We start from the raw sequence: 14,742 nt of genomic DNA, 5'->3' as shown, positions 1-14,742 counted from the left end.
TTCAGCAAGGAGCTGTGAACATGTCTCAAAATAAGGCTTTCAGCACGCCATTTATCCTGGCTGTTCTTTGTATTTACTTCAGCTATTTCCTGCACGGCATTAGTGTTATTACGCTTGCCCAAAACATGACATCTTTGGCAGAAAAGTTTTCCACTGACAACGCGGGCATTGCCTATTTAATTTCCGGTATCGGATTGGGGCGATTGATCAGTATTTTATTCTTCGGAGTGATCTCCGATAAGTTTGGTCGTCGGGCGGTGATATTAATGGCAGTAATAATGTATCTGCTATTCTTCTTTGGTATTCCTGCTTGCCCGAATTTAACTCTCGCCTACTGTCTGGCAGTGTGCGTAGGTATCGCTAACTCAGCGCTGGATACGGGTGGCTACCCCGCGCTCATGGAATGCTTTCCGAAAGCCTCTGGTTCGGCGGTCATACTGGTTAAAGCGATGGTGTCATTCGGGCAAATGTTCTATCCAATGCTGGTGAGCTATATGTTGCTCAATAACATCTGGTACGGCTATGGGCTGATTATTCCGGGTATTCTGTTTGTACTGATCACGCTGATGCTGTTGAAAAGCAAATTCCCCAGCCAGTTGGTGGACGCCAGCGTAGCTAATGAATTACCGCAAATGAACAGCAAACCGTTAGTCTGGCTGGAAGGTGTTTCATCAGTACTGTTCGGTGTAGCCGCATTCTCGACCTTTTATGTGATTGTGGTGTGGATGCCCAAATATGCGATGGCTTTTGCTGGTATGTCAGAAGCTGAGGCATTAAAAACCATCTCTTATTACAGTATGAGTTCGCTGGTCTGTGTCTTTATTTTTGCCGCACTGCTGAAAAAAATGGTCCGGCCCATCTGGGCTAATGTATTTAACTCTGCACTGGCAACAATAACAGCTGCCATTATCTACCTGTACCCATCTCCATTGGTGTGTAATGCCGGAGCCTTTGTTATCGGTTTCTCAGCAGCTGGCGGCATTTTACAGCTCGGCGTTTCGGTCATGTCAGAGTTTTTCCCAAAAAGCAAAGCCAAAGTCACCAGTATATATATGATGATGGGTGGACTGGCTAACTTTGTTATTCCGCTGATTACCGGTTATCTGTCGAACATCGGCCTGCAATATATCATTGTTCTCGATTTTACTTTCGCGCTGCTGGCCCTGATTACCGCAATTATTGTTTTTATCCGCTATTACCGCGTTTTCATTATTCCTGAAAATGATGTGCGGTTTGGCGAGCATAAATTTAGCACCCGGTTAAACACAATTAAGCATAGAGGTTAAAGGAGTTAATTATGGATGTTACCGCAAAATACGAATTGATTGGGTTGATGGCCTATCCCATCCGCCACAGTTTATCGCCCGAAATGCAGAATAAAGCCTTAGAAAAAGCGGGATTGCCATTTACCTATATGGCCTTTGAAGTGGATAACGATAGTTTTCCCGGAGCAATTGAAGGATTAAAAGCCCTCAAAATGCGCGGAACTGGTGTATCAATGCCGAACAAACAACTGGCGTGTGAATATGTTGATGAATTAACGCCAGCGGCCAAACTGGTGGGTGCCATCAACACCATCGTAAATGATGATGGCTATCTGCGTGGCTATAACACCGACGGCACGGGTCATATTCGCGCCATTAAAGAGAGCGGTTTTGATATCAAAGGCAAAACGATGGTGCTATTAGGGGCCGGTGGTGCCTCAACGGCAATTGGCGCGCAGGGGGCAATTGAAGGTTTAAAAGAAATTAAACTCTTTAACCGTCGGGATGAGTTCTTCGATAAAGCTCTCGCCTTCGCGCAGCGGGTTAACGAAAACACCGATTGCGTCGTGACAGTCACCGATCTCGCCGATCAGCAAGCCTTTGCAGAAGCCCTGGCTTCCGCCGACATTTTAACCAATGGCACCAAAGTGGGTATGGAACCCCTTGAGAATGAATCATTGGTTAATGATATCAGTCTGTTACACCCGGGACTTCTGGTCACTGAATGCGTGTATAACCCTCATATGACGAAGTTATTGCAGCAGGCGCAACAAGCGGGTTGCAAAACGATTGATGGATACGGCATGTTGTTGTGGCAAGGGGCTGAACAGTTCACGTTATGGACTGGCAAAGATTTCCCTCTGGAATATGTTAAACAGGTCATGGGGTTCGGTGCCTGACAGGCTGACCGCGTGCAGAAAGGGTAAAAAATGAAAACCGTAACTGTAAAAGATCTCGTCATTGGTACGGGCGCACCTAAAATCATCGTCTCGCTGATGGCGAAAGATATCGCCAGCGTGAAATCCGAAGCTCTCGCCTATCGTGAAGCGGACTTTGATATTCTGGAATGGCGTGTGGACCACTATGCCGACCTCTCCAATGTGGAGTCTGTCATGGCGGCAGCAAAAATTCTCCGTGAAACCATGCCAGAAAAACCGCTGCTGTTTACCTTCCGCAGTGCCAAAGAAGGCGGCGAGCAGGCGATTTCCACCGAGGCTTATATTGCACTCAATCGTGCAGCCATCGACAGCGGCCTGGTTGATATGATCGATCTGGAGTTATTTACCGGCGATGATCAGGTTAAAGAAACCGTCGCCTACGCCCACGCGCATGATGTGAAAGTTGTCATGTCCAACCATGACTTCCATAAAACGCCGGAAGCCGAAGAAATCATTGCCCGTCTGCGCAAAATGCAGTCCTTCGACGCCGATATTCCTAAGATTGCGCTGATGCCGCAAAGTACCAGCGATGTGCTGACGTTGCTTGCCGCGACCCTGGAGATGCAGGAGCAGTATGCCGATCGTCCAATCATCACGATGTCGATGGCAAAAACTGGCGTAATTTCTCGTCTGGCTGGTGAAGTATTTGGGTCGGCGGCAACTTTTGGTGCGGTAAAAAAAGCCTCTGCGCCAGGGCAAATCTCGGTAAATGATTTGCGTACGGTATTAACTATTTTACATCAGGCATAAGCAATAATATTTTCGGCGGGAATACCCTCTCCCGCCGAACTAAAAAAAGTATTTTTAACCGTATTTAATAAAAATATTTCGTGAGTCTCTGTGCGCTAATTCTCCATCTGGCGTAGGGAAAATCACACCTGAATCAGGAATTAACAATGAAACCTGTAAAACCACCTCGTATTAATGGACGAGTGCCGGTCCTATCGGCACAGGAAGCGGTGAATTATATTCCCGACGAAGCAACACTTTGTGTGTTAGGCGCTGGCGGCGGTATTCTGGAAGCCACCACGTTAATTACTGCTCTTGCTGATAAATATAAACAGACTCAAACACCACGTAATTTATCGATTATTAGTCCAACAGGGCTTGGCGATCGCGCCGACCGTGGTATTAGTCCGCTGGCGCAAGAAGGCCTGGTGAAATGGGCATTATGCGGTCACTGGGGACAATCACCGCGTATTTCTGATCTCGCAGAACAAAATAAAATTATTGCTTATAACTATCCACAAGGTGTACTTACACAAACCTTACGCGCCGCCGCAGCCCACCAGCCTGGTATTATTAGTGATATTGGCATCGGAACATTTGTCGATCCACGCCAGCAAGGCGGCAAACTGAATGAAGTCACTAAAGAAGACCTGATTAAACTGGTCGAGTTTGATAACAAAGAATATCTCTATTACAAAGCGATTGCGCCAGATATCGCCTTCATTCGCGCTACCACCTGCGACAGCGAAGGCTACGCCACTTTTGAAGATGAGGTGATGTATCTCGACGCATTGGTTATTGCCCAGGCGGTGCACAATAACGGCGGTATTGTGATGATGCAGGTGCAGAAAATGGTTAAGAAAGCCACGCTGCATCCTAAATCTGTCCGTATTCCGGGTTATCTGGTGGATATTGTGGTGGTCGATCCGGATCAAACCCAACTGTATGGCGGTGCGCCGGTTAACCGCTTTATTTCTGGTGACTTCACCCTTGATGACAGCACCAAACTTAGCCTGCCCCTAAACCAACGTAAATTAGTTGCACGGCGTGCATTATTCGAAATGCGCAAAGGCGCAGTGGGGAATGTCGGCGTCGGTATTGCTGACGGCATTGGCCTGGTCGCCCGGGAAGAAGGTTGTGCTGATGACTTTATTCTGACGGTAGAAACAGGTCCGATTGGCGGTATTACTTCACAGGGGATCGCCTTTGGCGCGAACGTGAATACCCGCGCCATTCTGGATATGACGTCCCAGTTTGATTTTTATCACGGTGGTGGTCTGGATGTTTGTTATTTGAGTTTTGCTGAAGTCGACCAGCACGGTAACGTCGGCGTGCATAAATTCAATGGTAAAATCATGGGCACCGGTGGATTTATTGATATCAGTGCCACTTCGAAGAAAATCGTTTTCTGCGGCACATTAACTGCGGGCAGTTTAAAAACAGAAATTACCGACGGCAAATTAAATATCGTCCAGGAAGGACGGGTGAAGAAATTTATTCGGGAACTACCGGAAATAACTTTCAGCGGAAAAATCGCTCTCGAGCGAGGGCTGGATGTTCGTTATATCACTGAGCGCGCCGTATTCACGCTAAAAGAAGACGGCCTGCATTTAATCGAAATCGCTCCTGGCGTCGATTTACAAAAAGATATTCTCGACAAAATGGATTTCACCCCAGTGATTTCGCCAGAACTCAAACTGATGGACGAAAGATTATTTATCGATGCGGCGATGGGTTTTGTCCTGCCTGAAGCGGCTCATTAACAGGAGTATAATGATGGATTTCTCTTTAACTGAAGAACAAGAACTGCTGCTGGCCAGTATTCGCGAACTGATTACGACTAACTTTCCGGAAGAGTATTTCCGCACCTGCGATCAAAACGGGACATACCCGCGTGAGTTTATGCGGGCACTGGCGGATAACGGTATTTCCATGCTTGGCGTGCCGGAAGAATTTGGTGGTATCCCTGCGGATTACGTCACCCAAATGCTGGCGCTGATGGAAGTGTCAAAATGCGGTGCTCCGGCATTTTTGATTACCAACGGTCAATGTATTCACAGTATGCGCCGTTTCGGTTCTGCAGAGCAGCTACGTAAAACGGCAGAGAGCACCCTGGAAACGGGTGATCCCGCCTATGCCCTGGCATTGACGGAGCCAGGCGCAGGCTCAGACAACAACAGTGCCACTACCACTTACACGCGTAAAAACGGCAAGGTTTACATCAACGGACAGAAAACCTTTATTACCGGTGCGAAAGAGTATCCATATATGCTGGTGTTGGCGCGCGATCCGCAACCGAAAGATCCGAAAAAGGCCTTTACTCTGTGGTGGGTCGACTCCAGTAAGCCCGGCATTAAAATCAATCCACTGCATAAAATCGGCTGGCATATGCTCAGCACCTGCGAAGTCTATCTCGACAACGTGGAAGTTGAAGAGAGCGACATGGTGGGCGAAGAAGGAATGGGTTTCCTCAATGTGATGTACAACTTTGAGATGGAGCGCCTGATCAACGCCGCGCGCAGCACCGGCTTTGCCGAATGCGCATTCGAAGATGCCGCCCGCTATGCCAACCAGCGTATCGCTTTTGGTAAGCCCATTGGTCATAACCAGATGATCCAGGAAAAACTGGCGCTGATGGCGATTAAGATCGACAACATGCGCAACATGGTGTTGAAAGTGGCATGGCAAGCCGATCAGCATCAGTCACTGCGCACCAGCGCGGCGCTGGCAAAACTGTACTGCGCACGTACCGCAATGGAAGTCATTGATGATGCGATTCAAATCATGGGCGGTCTGGGCTATACCGATGAGGCGCGCGTCTCCCGCTTCTGGCGTGATGTCCGTTGTGAACGTATCGGCGGCGGTACAGACGAAATTATGATTTACGTAGCAGGTCGGCAGATCCTGAAAGATTATCAGAACAAATAATCTGCAGGCGGCGCAGCTTCTTAACAAACTGCGCCGCCAGATTTATCCGGCAAGACTTACTGGTTGAGGAAATTCAGATAGGATTTCTTGTTCCGCAAAACAGTTTTTAAATTGCCTGCGGTAATCGCTGGGCGAACAGCCGACATGGCGCAAAAACAGTTTGGCAAAGTGATCGACATTTTCATAACCCACACGCCAGGAGATCTCTGCCTGTGATAATTCAGTATTAGTGAGTGACCATTTCGCTTCCGTCATACGCCGTTGAATAACATAGTTAATAGGGGAAATACGATACTCTTTGGTAAATTCATGGCAGATATAACTAACGCTGGCACGAAATTTTTTCGATAACTGCTCTAAAGTGATTTTTTCGCGATAGTTATTATTCAGATAGAAAAGAATATCTTTTATCAGAACATCTTTTTTAATATATCCCTGCTCCGAACGATAAGCATTTTTAAAGTTTTCGTAGTAAAGAATTGCTAACGTATAGGCAAATGCGTCCCATAACGAAGATGTTTGGCTATTTTTACTTTGCGGCAAAATCACACTTAGCTCATTAAATAAGGTTTTAATGACTTCTTTTCCCTGTCCTGCGGCAATTACCGGGCAAGAATGCGGTTGCAGTAGCTGATTTTCCTCAGCCCCCTGAAACTGAAAGCCGTACAGCGCACAGGTACACGTCGTTGCCGGATCGTTAACGTCAGAGGCCACCGCATGCAACCTGCCACGTTCTATCACCACAATGTCATCGGCATGCGCGACATATAACGAAGAATCGATGGTAAACCTTGCTACCCCTTTCTTGACGTAAATCAGCTCGGTTTCATTGTCATGAACGTGATGTCCAGACTCCCATTTTGGATCATCGCTAAATGCGAAACGTGAAAGCCGTGGCGTTTTACCGGCGACAAACAGCGTTTCACTGGCATTATCAAAACAGCGTTGATACATGACAACCTCCCTATTCCATGAGCAAGCAAAAACAATATATGCCGGATAAAATACGGCGTGTATTGCGGTTATACAACCGCGTTTAGCGAGAGCTAAACAAGATTATTTACACTGAATGCAAGATAGTACGGTCATGGAATAACTATATTGCCGCAAATTGCACTTTTGTTTTAGCGATCGCATTTTTTTTGCAAGATTGTTGGCAAGGAAAACAGCTTGCTCCGTCGAAAACCCCGCACCGCTATCGCACACTATTTTCAGGCCATTTTTACTTTCCATCGGAGATGGTTCCGTATGCGACTCACAGGAGAAATCATGAAAATAATAACCTGCTTTAAGCTGGTGCCTGAAGAACAGGACATTGTTGTCACTCCAGAATACACCCTGAATTTCGACAATGCCGACGCCAAAATCAGCCAGTTCGATCTCAATGCCATTGAAGCTGCAAGCCAGCTTGCAACAGATGACGATGAGATAGCCGCGCTGACCGTCGGCGGCTCTTTGTTGCAGAACTCGAAAGTGCGCAAAGACGTGCTATCCCGCGGGCCGCACAGCCTGTATATGGTGCAGGATGCACAACTTGAGCATGCACTGCCTCTCGATACCGCAAAGGCGCTGGCGACAGCAGTTGAAAAGATCGGCTTCGATTTACTGATCTTTGGTGAAGGTTCCGGCGACCTTTATGCCCAGCAGGTTGGCTTGCTGGTCGGAGAAATTCTGCAACTTCCGGTGATTAATGCAGTGAGTGCTATTCAGCGTCAGGGCAATACACTGGTGATTGAACGCACGCTTGAAGATGATGTTGAAGTTATTGAACTCTCTGTTCCAGCCGTGCTCTGCGTCACCTCCGATATTAACGTGCCACGTATTCCTTCGATGAAAGCCATTCTCGGCGCGGGTAAAAAACCGGTAAATCAGTGGCAGGCAAGTGATATTGGCTGGAGCCAGAGCGCACCACTTGCTGAACTGACCGGCATTCGCGTACCGCCGCAAACAGAACGTAAGCACATCATTCTCGATAACGATTCGCCGGAGGCCATTGCCGAGCTGGCGGAACATCTGAAGAAAGCCCTGAACTGAAGCCTACGGAGAAGAAACGATGAGTCAATTAAACAGCGTCTGGGTCTTTAGCGATAATCCTGAACGTTATGCTGAACTGTTTGGCAGCGCTCAGCAATGGGGCCAACAGGTGTATGCCATTGTACAAAATACCGAGCAGGCGCAGGCAGTTATGCCTTATGGGCCAAAATGCATTTATGTTCTTGAGCAAAACGACGCGCTGCAACGTACTGAAAATTACGCCGAAAGCATTGCTGCCCTGCTGAAAGATAAACACCCCGCTATGTTGCTGTTGGCCGCGACGAAACGTGGTAAAGCTCTGGCCGCACGGTTAAGTGTGCAACTGAATGCGGCGCTGGTGAACGATGCCACGGCGGTGGATATTGTCGATGGTCACATTTGCGCCGAACACCGGATGTATGGCGGGTTAGCGTTCGCTCAGGAAAAGATCAACAGCCCGCTGGCGATCATTACCCTTGCACCCGGTGTTCAGGAACCGTGCACCCGTGATATCTCTCATCAGTGCCCGACAGAAACGGTACCTTATGTTGCCCCGCGTCATGAAATTCTCTGTCGCGAACGCCGTGCGAAAGCGGCAAGCAGCGTGGACCTGAGCAAAGCAAAACGTGTGGTTGGCGTCGGTCGTGGTCTGGCGGCGCAGGATGACCTGAAAATGGTCCACGAACTGGCGGCAGTGCTGAATGCTGAAGTCGGCTGTTCACGTCCAATTGCCGAAGGCGAGAACTGGATGGAGCGTGAACGTTATATCGGTGTCTCCGGCGTGTTGCTGAAATCCGATCTCTACCTGACGCTGGGGATCTCCGGGCAGATCCAGCATATGGTTGGCGGCAACGGCGCAAAAGTGATTGTCGCCATTAATAAAGATAAAAATGCGCCAATCTTCAACTATGCCGACTACGGTCTGGTGGGCGATATCTACAAAGTCGTCCCTGCCCTGATTAGCCAGTTGAATCGCTAATTCCCTTTCAACCACATCTCCCGCTGTAAACGCAGCGGGAAGGGAGCATAACGCATGTCGGATGACAAATTTGATGCCATTGTGGTCGGTGCGGGCGTTGCCGGTAGCGTTGCCGCACTGGTCATGGCGCGAGCCGGGCTGGATGTCCTGGTGATAGAACGCGGCGACAGTGCCGGATGTAAAAACATGACCGGCGGGCGTCTTTATGCCCACACACTTGAAGCAATTATTCCAGGCTTTGCAGCATCAGCGCCGGTAGAACGCAAGGTCACACGCGAGAAAATCTCCTTCTTAACCGAAGAAAGCGCCGTTACCCTCGATTTTCACCGCGAGCAACCAGATGTTCCGCAACACGCGTCTTATACCGTATTGCGTAATCGTCTGGACCCGTGGTTGATGGAACAAGCCGAGCAGGCGGGCGCGCAGTTTATCCCGGGCGTACGCGTCGATGCGCTGGTTCGTGAAGGAAACAAGGTCACTGGCGTCCAGGCCGGGGATGATATTCTCGAAGCGAATGTGGTGATTCTGGCTGATGGCGTTAACTCGATGCTTGGCCGCTCGCTGGGAATGGTTTCCGCTTCCAATCCGCATCATTACGCTGTTGGTGTTAAAGAGGTTATAGGCCTGACACCAGAACAGATCAACGATCGCTTTAATGTTACGGGCGAGGAAGGTGCCGCCTGGCTGTTTGCCGGTTCCCCTTCTGACGGCCTGATGGGCGGCGGATTCCTCTATACCAACAAGGATTCCGTATCGTTGGGGCTGGTTTGTGGATTGGGTGATATCGCCCATGCGCAAAAAAGCGTGCCGCAAATGCTGGAAGATTTTAAACAACACCCCGCTATTCGCCCGCTGATTAGCGGCGGCAAACTGCTTGAATATTCCGCGCATATGGTGCCGGAGGGCGGTCTGGCAATGGTGCCGCAGCTGGTTAACGATGGCGTGATGATCGTTGGTGACGCCGCAGGCTTCTGCCTGAATTTGGGTTTTACAGTTCGCGGCATGGATTTAGCCATTGCATCAGCTCAGGCTGCCGCCACAACGGTGATCGCCGCCAAAGAACGCGCGGATTTCTCCGCCAGCAGTCTGGCGCAATACAAACGTGAGCTGGAACAAAGTTGTGTTATGCGCGATATGCAGCATTTCCGCAAGATCCCGGCGCTGATGGAAAACCCGCGCCTGTTTAGCCAATACCCACGAATGGTCGCCGACATCATGAACGATATGTTCACCATTGACGGCAAACCAAACCAGCCGGTACGCAAAATGATCATGGGACACGCGAAGAAAATTGGGCTGATCAACTTGCTGAAAGATGGCATTAAGGGAGCAACCGCGCTATGAGCCAGAACGCTACGGTTAACGTCGACATCAAATTAGGCGTCGATAAATTCCATGTTGATGAGGGCCACCCGCATATCATTTTGGCGGCAAATCCCGATATCAATGAATTCCGTAAATTAATGAAAGCTTGCCCTGCCGGACTTTATAAGCAGGATGACGCAGGAAACATTCATTTCGATTCCGCCGGTTGTCTGGAGTGCGGCACCTGTCGGGTGCTGTGCGGCAACACTATTCTCGAACAGTGGCAATATCCCGCAGGCACCTTCGGTATTGAATTTCGCTACGGCTAATCATGCATCCCACAGGCCCGCATCTCGGGCCTGATGTTCTGTTTCGAGAGTCCAAAATGAAAGTGACATTAACGTTCAACGAACAACGTCGTGCGGCGTATCGTCAGCAAGGGTTATGGGGCGATGCTTCGCTGGCCGATTACTGGCAGCAGACCGCTCGTGCGATGCCAGACAAAATTGCCGTGGTCGATAATCATGGTGCAACGTACACCTATAGCGCGCTCGATCACGCCGCGAGCTGTCTGGCAAACTGGATGTTAGCGAAGGGTATTGAATCAGGCGATCGCATCGCATTTCAACTGCCAGGCTGGTGTGAATTTACCGTTATCTATCTTGCCTGCCTGAAAACCGGTGCGGTTTCCGTGCCGCTGTTACCTTCCTGGCGGGAAGCAGAACTGGTGTGGGTGCTCAATAAGTGTCAGGCAAAAATGTTCTTTGCACCGACGTTGTTTAAACAAACGCGTCCGGTAGATTTAATCCTGCCGCTGCAAAATCAGCTTCCACAACTACAACAAATTGTCGGCGTGGACAAACTGGCTCCCGCCACCTCTTCCCTCTCATTAAGTCAGATTCTCGCCGACAATACTCCTCTGACCACGGCGATAACGACCCACGGCGATGAATTAGCCGCTGTGCTATTTACCTCCGGAACCGAGGGTCTGCCAAAGGGTGTGATGCTAACGCATAACAATATTCTCGCCAGTGAGCGGGCTTATTGCGCGCGGCTAAATCTGACCTGGCAGGATGTCTTTATGATGCCTGCGCCACTTGGTCACGCAACGGGCTTTCTGCATGGCGTAACAGCACCTTTTTTGATTGGTGCTCGCAGCGTGTTGTTAGATATTTTCACTCCTGATGCGTGTCTCGCGCTGCTTGAGCAGCAGCGTTGCACCTGTATGCTCGGCGCAACGCCGTTTGTCTATGATCTTTTGAATTTACTAGAGAAACAACCCGCAGACCTTTCAGCGCTGCGCTTCTTTCTTTGCGGAGGTACCACAATCCCCAAAAAAGTGGCGCGAGAATGCCAGCAGCGCGGCATTAAATTATTAAGTGTTTATGGTTCCACAGAAAGTTCGCCGCATGCGGTGGTGAATCTCGACGATCCTTTGCCGCGCTTTATGCACACCGACGGTTACGCTGCCGCAGGTGTAGAGATTAAAGTGGTCGATGACGCACGCAAGACTTTACCGCCAGGTTGCGAAGGTGAAGAAGCCTCGCGTGGCCCCAATGTGTTTATGGGGTATTTTGATGAACCTGAATTAACCGCCCGTGCGCTGGATGAAGAAGGCTGGTATTACAGCGGCGATCTCTGCCGCATGGATGAGGCTGGCTATATAAAAATAACCGGGCGCAAGAAAGATATTATTGTCCGCGGCGGCGAAAATATTAGCAGCCGTGAAGTAGAAGATATTTTATTGCAGCATCCTAAAATTCACGATGCCTGTGTGGTTGCGATGCCCGATGAACGTTTAGGTGAACGTTCATGCGCTTATGTCGTGCTGAAAGCGCCGCATCATTCATTATCGCTGGAAGAGGTGGTGGCTTTTTTTAGCCGTAAACGGGTCGCAAAATATAAATATCCTGAACATATCGTGGTAATCGAAAAACTACCGCGCACTGTCTCAGGTAAAATACAAAAGTTTTTGTTAAGGAAAGATATTATGCGGCGATTAACTCAGGATGTCTGTGAAGAGATTGAATAAGTTTCATCTTCGGGGATCACATAAACCCGGCGACAAAACGCCGCCGGGTATTTATTTTATTTCTTCAGTTCAGCCAGGCTTAACCAGGTTTGCACCACGGTGTCCGGGTTCAGAGACAGGCTATCGATCCCCTCTTCCATCAACCATGCAGCAAAGTCTTCGTGGTCGGATGGACCCTGACCGCAAATCCCGACATATTTGCCCTGTTTCTTCGCGGCACGAATCGCCATCGACAGCAGTGCTTTCACCGCATCGTTGCGCTCATCGAACAGTTCAGACACCACGCCGGAGTCACGATCCAGACCGAGCGCCAGCTGCGTCATGTCGTTTGAGCCAATTGAGAAGCCGTCGAAATATTCCAGGAACTGCTCTGCCAGCAAGGCGTTGGACGGAATTTCACACATCATGATGATTTTCAGCCCGTTCTCACCACGTTTCAGCCCCTGACGCGCCAGTTCCTCAACCACCGCTTTCGCCTGATCAACGGTACGCACGAACGGGATCATGATCTCAACGTTAGTCAGCCCCATGTCGTTGCGCACACGTTTCACTGCTTCACACTCCAGCGCGAAGCAGTCGCGGAAGCTGTCGGAAACATAGCGGCCCGCGCCACGGAAGCCGAGCATCGGGTTCTCTTCATCTGGCTCGTAACGCTCACCACCGACCAGATTGGCATATTCGTTCGATTTAAAATCAGAGAGACGGACAATGACGCGCTTCGGATAAAACGCGGCACCCAGCGTCGCGATCCCTTCAGTCAGACGACCAACGTAAAATTCACGCGGAGAATCAAAACCTTTCATCATCTCGCGGATTTCGTTTTGCAACTGCGGTTCCTGATCGTCAAACTCAAGCAGTGCGCGTGGGTGGACGCCAATCATACGGTTGATGATAAATTCCAGACGCGCAAGGCCCACGCCTTCGTTCGGCAGGCAGGCGAAGTCGAAAGCACGGTCCGGGTTACCGACGTTCATCATCACCTTCAACGGCAGGTCCGGCATCGTTTCTACGCTGGAGCTTTTAACGCTAAATTCCAGCAACTCCGCATAGACGTAACCGGTATCACCTTCGGCACAAGAAACAGTGACGTTCTCGCCGTCTTTCATCCGTTCTGTTGCATCACCACAGCCCACTACCGCCGGAATGCCGAGTTCACGAGCGATGATCGCCGCGTGACAGGTACGACCGCCACGATTGGTGACGATGGCAGATGCTTTCTTCATGATCGGTTCCCAGTCCGGGTCGGTCATGTCAGTAACCAGCACGTCGCCAGGTTCGATGCGGTTCATTTCACTGATGTCATGGATAACTTTCACCGGACCCGCGCCGATGCGATGACCGATAGCACGGCCTTCGGCGATAATCTTACCCTGTGAATGCAGCGTATAACGCTCCATGACCTGACCGCGTGAGCGCACGGTTTCCGGACGCGCCTGCACAATGAACAGTTTGCCGGTGTGACCATCTTTCGCCCACTCAATATCCATCGGGCGACCGTAGTGTTTCTCAATTTGTACGGCCTGTTTTGCCAGTTCCTGCACTTCTTCGTTGGTCAGCGAGAAGATGTCACGCTGTTCCTGCGGTACGTCTTCGATTTTAACCTGCTTGCCGTGCTCCTGGGTCGGCGCGTAAACCATGCGGATTTTTTTCGACCCCATGGTGCGGCGCACGATAGCCGGGCGATTCGCCGCAAGTGTCGGTTTATGGACGTAAAACTCATCCGGGTTAACCGCACCCTGCACGACCATTTCACCAAGGCCCCATGCGGAAGTGATAAACACCACCTGGTCAAAGCCGGATTCGGTATCAATGGAGAACATCACGCCAGAAGATGCGAGGTCGGAGCGCACCATCCGCTGAACACCGGCGGAGAGCGCTACGCCACGATGGTCGTAACCCTGGTGCACACGATAAGAGATGGCGCGATCGTTAAACAGAGAAGCGAATACATGCTTCACTGCCACGAGAACGGCGTCAACACCCTGAACGTTGAGGAAAGTTTCCTGCTGACCGGCAAAAGAAGCGTCCGGCATATCTTCTGCAGTAGCGGAGGAACGCACCGCAAACGAAGCGTTTTCGTCATCGGCGGAAAGCTGTGCATAGGCTTCGCGGATGGCGTTTTCCAGCTCAGGCTGGAAGGGAGTGTCGATAATCCACTGGCGGATTTGCGCGCCCGCTTTCGCAAGCTGGGTAACATCGTCAATATCCGTTTTATCCAGCAGTTCATAAATGCGCTGGTTTACGCCGCTTTGGTCCAGAAACTGGTTAAACGCGTCGGCGGTTGTGGCGAAACCATTCGGAACGGAAACACCCATTCCGGAAAGGTTAGTAATCATTTCACCCAGGGAGGCATTTTTGCCCCCAACCCTGTCTACATCATTCATGCCGAGTTGGTTATACCAAAGCACCAGCGGTGACGAGCCATTGTTGGACATCGAACAATCCTTTTGTGATAAATGAACGGTTTGAGAAACACATTTCTGCGCATTTATCTTTGCATATTTAACCAGATGAAAAAAACGGTGAATCGTTCAAGCAAATATATTTTTTTAC

The 14,742-nt window shown here is 49.9% G+C and carries 12 protein-coding genes; 10 read left to right on the top strand and 2 right to left on the bottom strand.

Going from position 1 to position 14,742, the window contains the following annotated elements:
- The first annotated feature begins 20 nt into the window (after positions 1-20).
- From ACJHX4_RS15895 to ACJHX4_RS15875, 5 genes are all read left to right on the top strand, one after another.
- Positions 21-1,286, top strand: coding sequence for an MFS transporter (locus tag ACJHX4_RS15895; protein ID WP_410239915.1), 1,266 nt, complete (start codon positions 21-23; stop codon positions 1,284-1,286).
- 11 nt (positions 1,287-1,297) lie between these two features.
- Entirely contained in the window at positions 1,298-2,164 is an 867-nt protein-coding gene (ydiB, locus tag ACJHX4_RS15890; protein WP_000383467.1) for a quinate/shikimate dehydrogenase, read from the top strand.
- A 30-nt stretch (positions 2,165-2,194) separates the two neighbouring features.
- Complete coding sequence (gene aroD / locus ACJHX4_RS15885) at positions 2,195-2,953, top strand: type I 3-dehydroquinate dehydratase (protein WP_000860201.1); 759 nt, start codon at positions 2,195-2,197, stop codon at positions 2,951-2,953.
- 146 nt (positions 2,954-3,099) lie between these two features.
- Positions 3,100-4,695: an acyl CoA:acetate/3-ketoacid CoA transferase gene (locus ACJHX4_RS15880; RefSeq protein WP_000805657.1), complete on the top strand. Its 1,596-nt coding sequence runs from the start codon at positions 3,100-3,102 to the stop codon at positions 4,693-4,695.
- 13 nt (positions 4,696-4,708) lie between these two features.
- On the top strand, positions 4,709-5,860 hold the full coding sequence (locus ACJHX4_RS15875; protein WP_000347850.1) for an acyl-CoA dehydrogenase: 1,152 nt from the start codon (positions 4,709-4,711) through the stop codon (positions 5,858-5,860).
- Positions 5,861-5,902: 42 nt separating this feature from the next.
- Here ACJHX4_RS15875 and ACJHX4_RS15870 read toward each other — a convergent pair whose 3' ends face one another.
- Positions 5,903-6,814, bottom strand: a complete 912-nt coding sequence (locus tag ACJHX4_RS15870) for an AraC family transcriptional regulator (protein WP_000284798.1) — start codon at positions 6,812-6,814, stop codon at positions 5,903-5,905.
- A 315-nt stretch (positions 6,815-7,129) separates the two neighbouring features.
- Here ACJHX4_RS15870 and ACJHX4_RS15865 point away from each other — a divergent pair, with 315 nt between their 5' ends.
- Genes ACJHX4_RS15865 through fadK form a run of 5 tightly spaced genes read left to right on the top strand, consistent with a single transcriptional unit; the run spans position 7,130 to position 12,189 of the window.
- Positions 7,130-7,894 carry an electron transfer flavoprotein gene (locus tag ACJHX4_RS15865; protein WP_000692157.1) on the top strand — a complete coding sequence of 255 codons (765 nt, stop codon included), beginning with the start codon at positions 7,130-7,132 and terminating at the stop codon, positions 7,892-7,894.
- A 19-nt stretch (positions 7,895-7,913) separates the two neighbouring features.
- Complete coding sequence (locus tag ACJHX4_RS15860) at positions 7,914-8,852, top strand: electron transfer flavoprotein subunit alpha (RefSeq protein WP_000080739.1); 939 nt, start codon at positions 7,914-7,916, stop codon at positions 8,850-8,852.
- A gap of 54 nt (positions 8,853-8,906) precedes the next feature.
- Positions 8,907-10,196: an FAD-dependent oxidoreductase gene (locus tag ACJHX4_RS15855; protein ID WP_001278509.1), complete on the top strand. Its 1,290-nt coding sequence runs from the start codon at positions 8,907-8,909 to the stop codon at positions 10,194-10,196.
- Positions 10,193-10,486: a ferredoxin family protein gene (locus ACJHX4_RS15850; protein ID WP_000081065.1), complete on the top strand. Its 294-nt coding sequence runs from the start codon at positions 10,193-10,195 to the stop codon at positions 10,484-10,486. The genes ACJHX4_RS15855 and ACJHX4_RS15850 overlap by 4 nt, the downstream gene beginning before the upstream one ends.
- Positions 10,487-10,542: 56 nt before the next feature.
- Entirely contained in the window at positions 10,543-12,189 is a 1,647-nt protein-coding gene (gene fadK / locus ACJHX4_RS15845; protein WP_001296108.1) for a medium-chain fatty-acid--CoA ligase, read from the top strand.
- Positions 12,190-12,245: 56 nt separating this feature from the next.
- Here fadK and ppsA read toward each other — a convergent pair whose 3' ends face one another.
- Positions 12,246-14,624, bottom strand: coding sequence for a phosphoenolpyruvate synthase (gene ppsA / locus ACJHX4_RS15840; RefSeq protein ID WP_000069403.1), 2,379 nt, complete (start codon positions 14,622-14,624; stop codon positions 12,246-12,248).
- Positions 14,625-14,742 lie beyond the last annotated feature (118 nt).

The organism is Escherichia sp. WS2035 (genome assembly GCF_046487065.1).
Lineage (GTDB): Bacteria > Pseudomonadota > Gammaproteobacteria > Enterobacterales > Enterobacteriaceae > Escherichia > Escherichia coli.
Note: the sequence above shows the minus strand (reverse complement) of the source record. Positions and strands in the feature narration are given on the sequence as shown.

Coding starts and splice junctions, on each gene's coding strand:
- ACJHX4_RS15895 (WP_410239915.1), top strand. CDS start 21: ATGTCTCAAAATAAGGCTTTCAGCACGCCATTTATCCTGGCTGTTCTT.
- ydiB (WP_000383467.1), top strand. CDS start 1,298: ATGGATGTTACCGCAAAATACGAATTGATTGGGTTGATGGCCTATCCC.
- aroD (WP_000860201.1), top strand. CDS start 2,195: ATGAAAACCGTAACTGTAAAAGATCTCGTCATTGGTACGGGCGCACCT.
- ACJHX4_RS15880 (WP_000805657.1), top strand. CDS start 3,100: ATGAAACCTGTAAAACCACCTCGTATTAATGGACGAGTGCCGGTCCTA.
- ACJHX4_RS15875 (WP_000347850.1), top strand. CDS start 4,709: ATGGATTTCTCTTTAACTGAAGAACAAGAACTGCTGCTGGCCAGTATT.
- ACJHX4_RS15870 (WP_000284798.1), bottom strand. CDS start 6,814: ATGTATCAACGCTGTTTTGATAATGCCAGTGAAACGCTGTTTGTCGCC.
- ACJHX4_RS15865 (WP_000692157.1), top strand. CDS start 7,130: ATGAAAATAATAACCTGCTTTAAGCTGGTGCCTGAAGAACAGGACATT.
- ACJHX4_RS15860 (WP_000080739.1), top strand. CDS start 7,914: ATGAGTCAATTAAACAGCGTCTGGGTCTTTAGCGATAATCCTGAACGT.
- ACJHX4_RS15855 (WP_001278509.1), top strand. CDS start 8,907: ATGTCGGATGACAAATTTGATGCCATTGTGGTCGGTGCGGGCGTTGCC.
- ACJHX4_RS15850 (WP_000081065.1), top strand. CDS start 10,193: ATGAGCCAGAACGCTACGGTTAACGTCGACATCAAATTAGGCGTCGAT.
- fadK (WP_001296108.1), top strand. CDS start 10,543: ATGAAAGTGACATTAACGTTCAACGAACAACGTCGTGCGGCGTATCGT.
- ppsA (WP_000069403.1), bottom strand. CDS start 14,624: ATGTCCAACAATGGCTCGTCACCGCTGGTGCTTTGGTATAACCAACTC.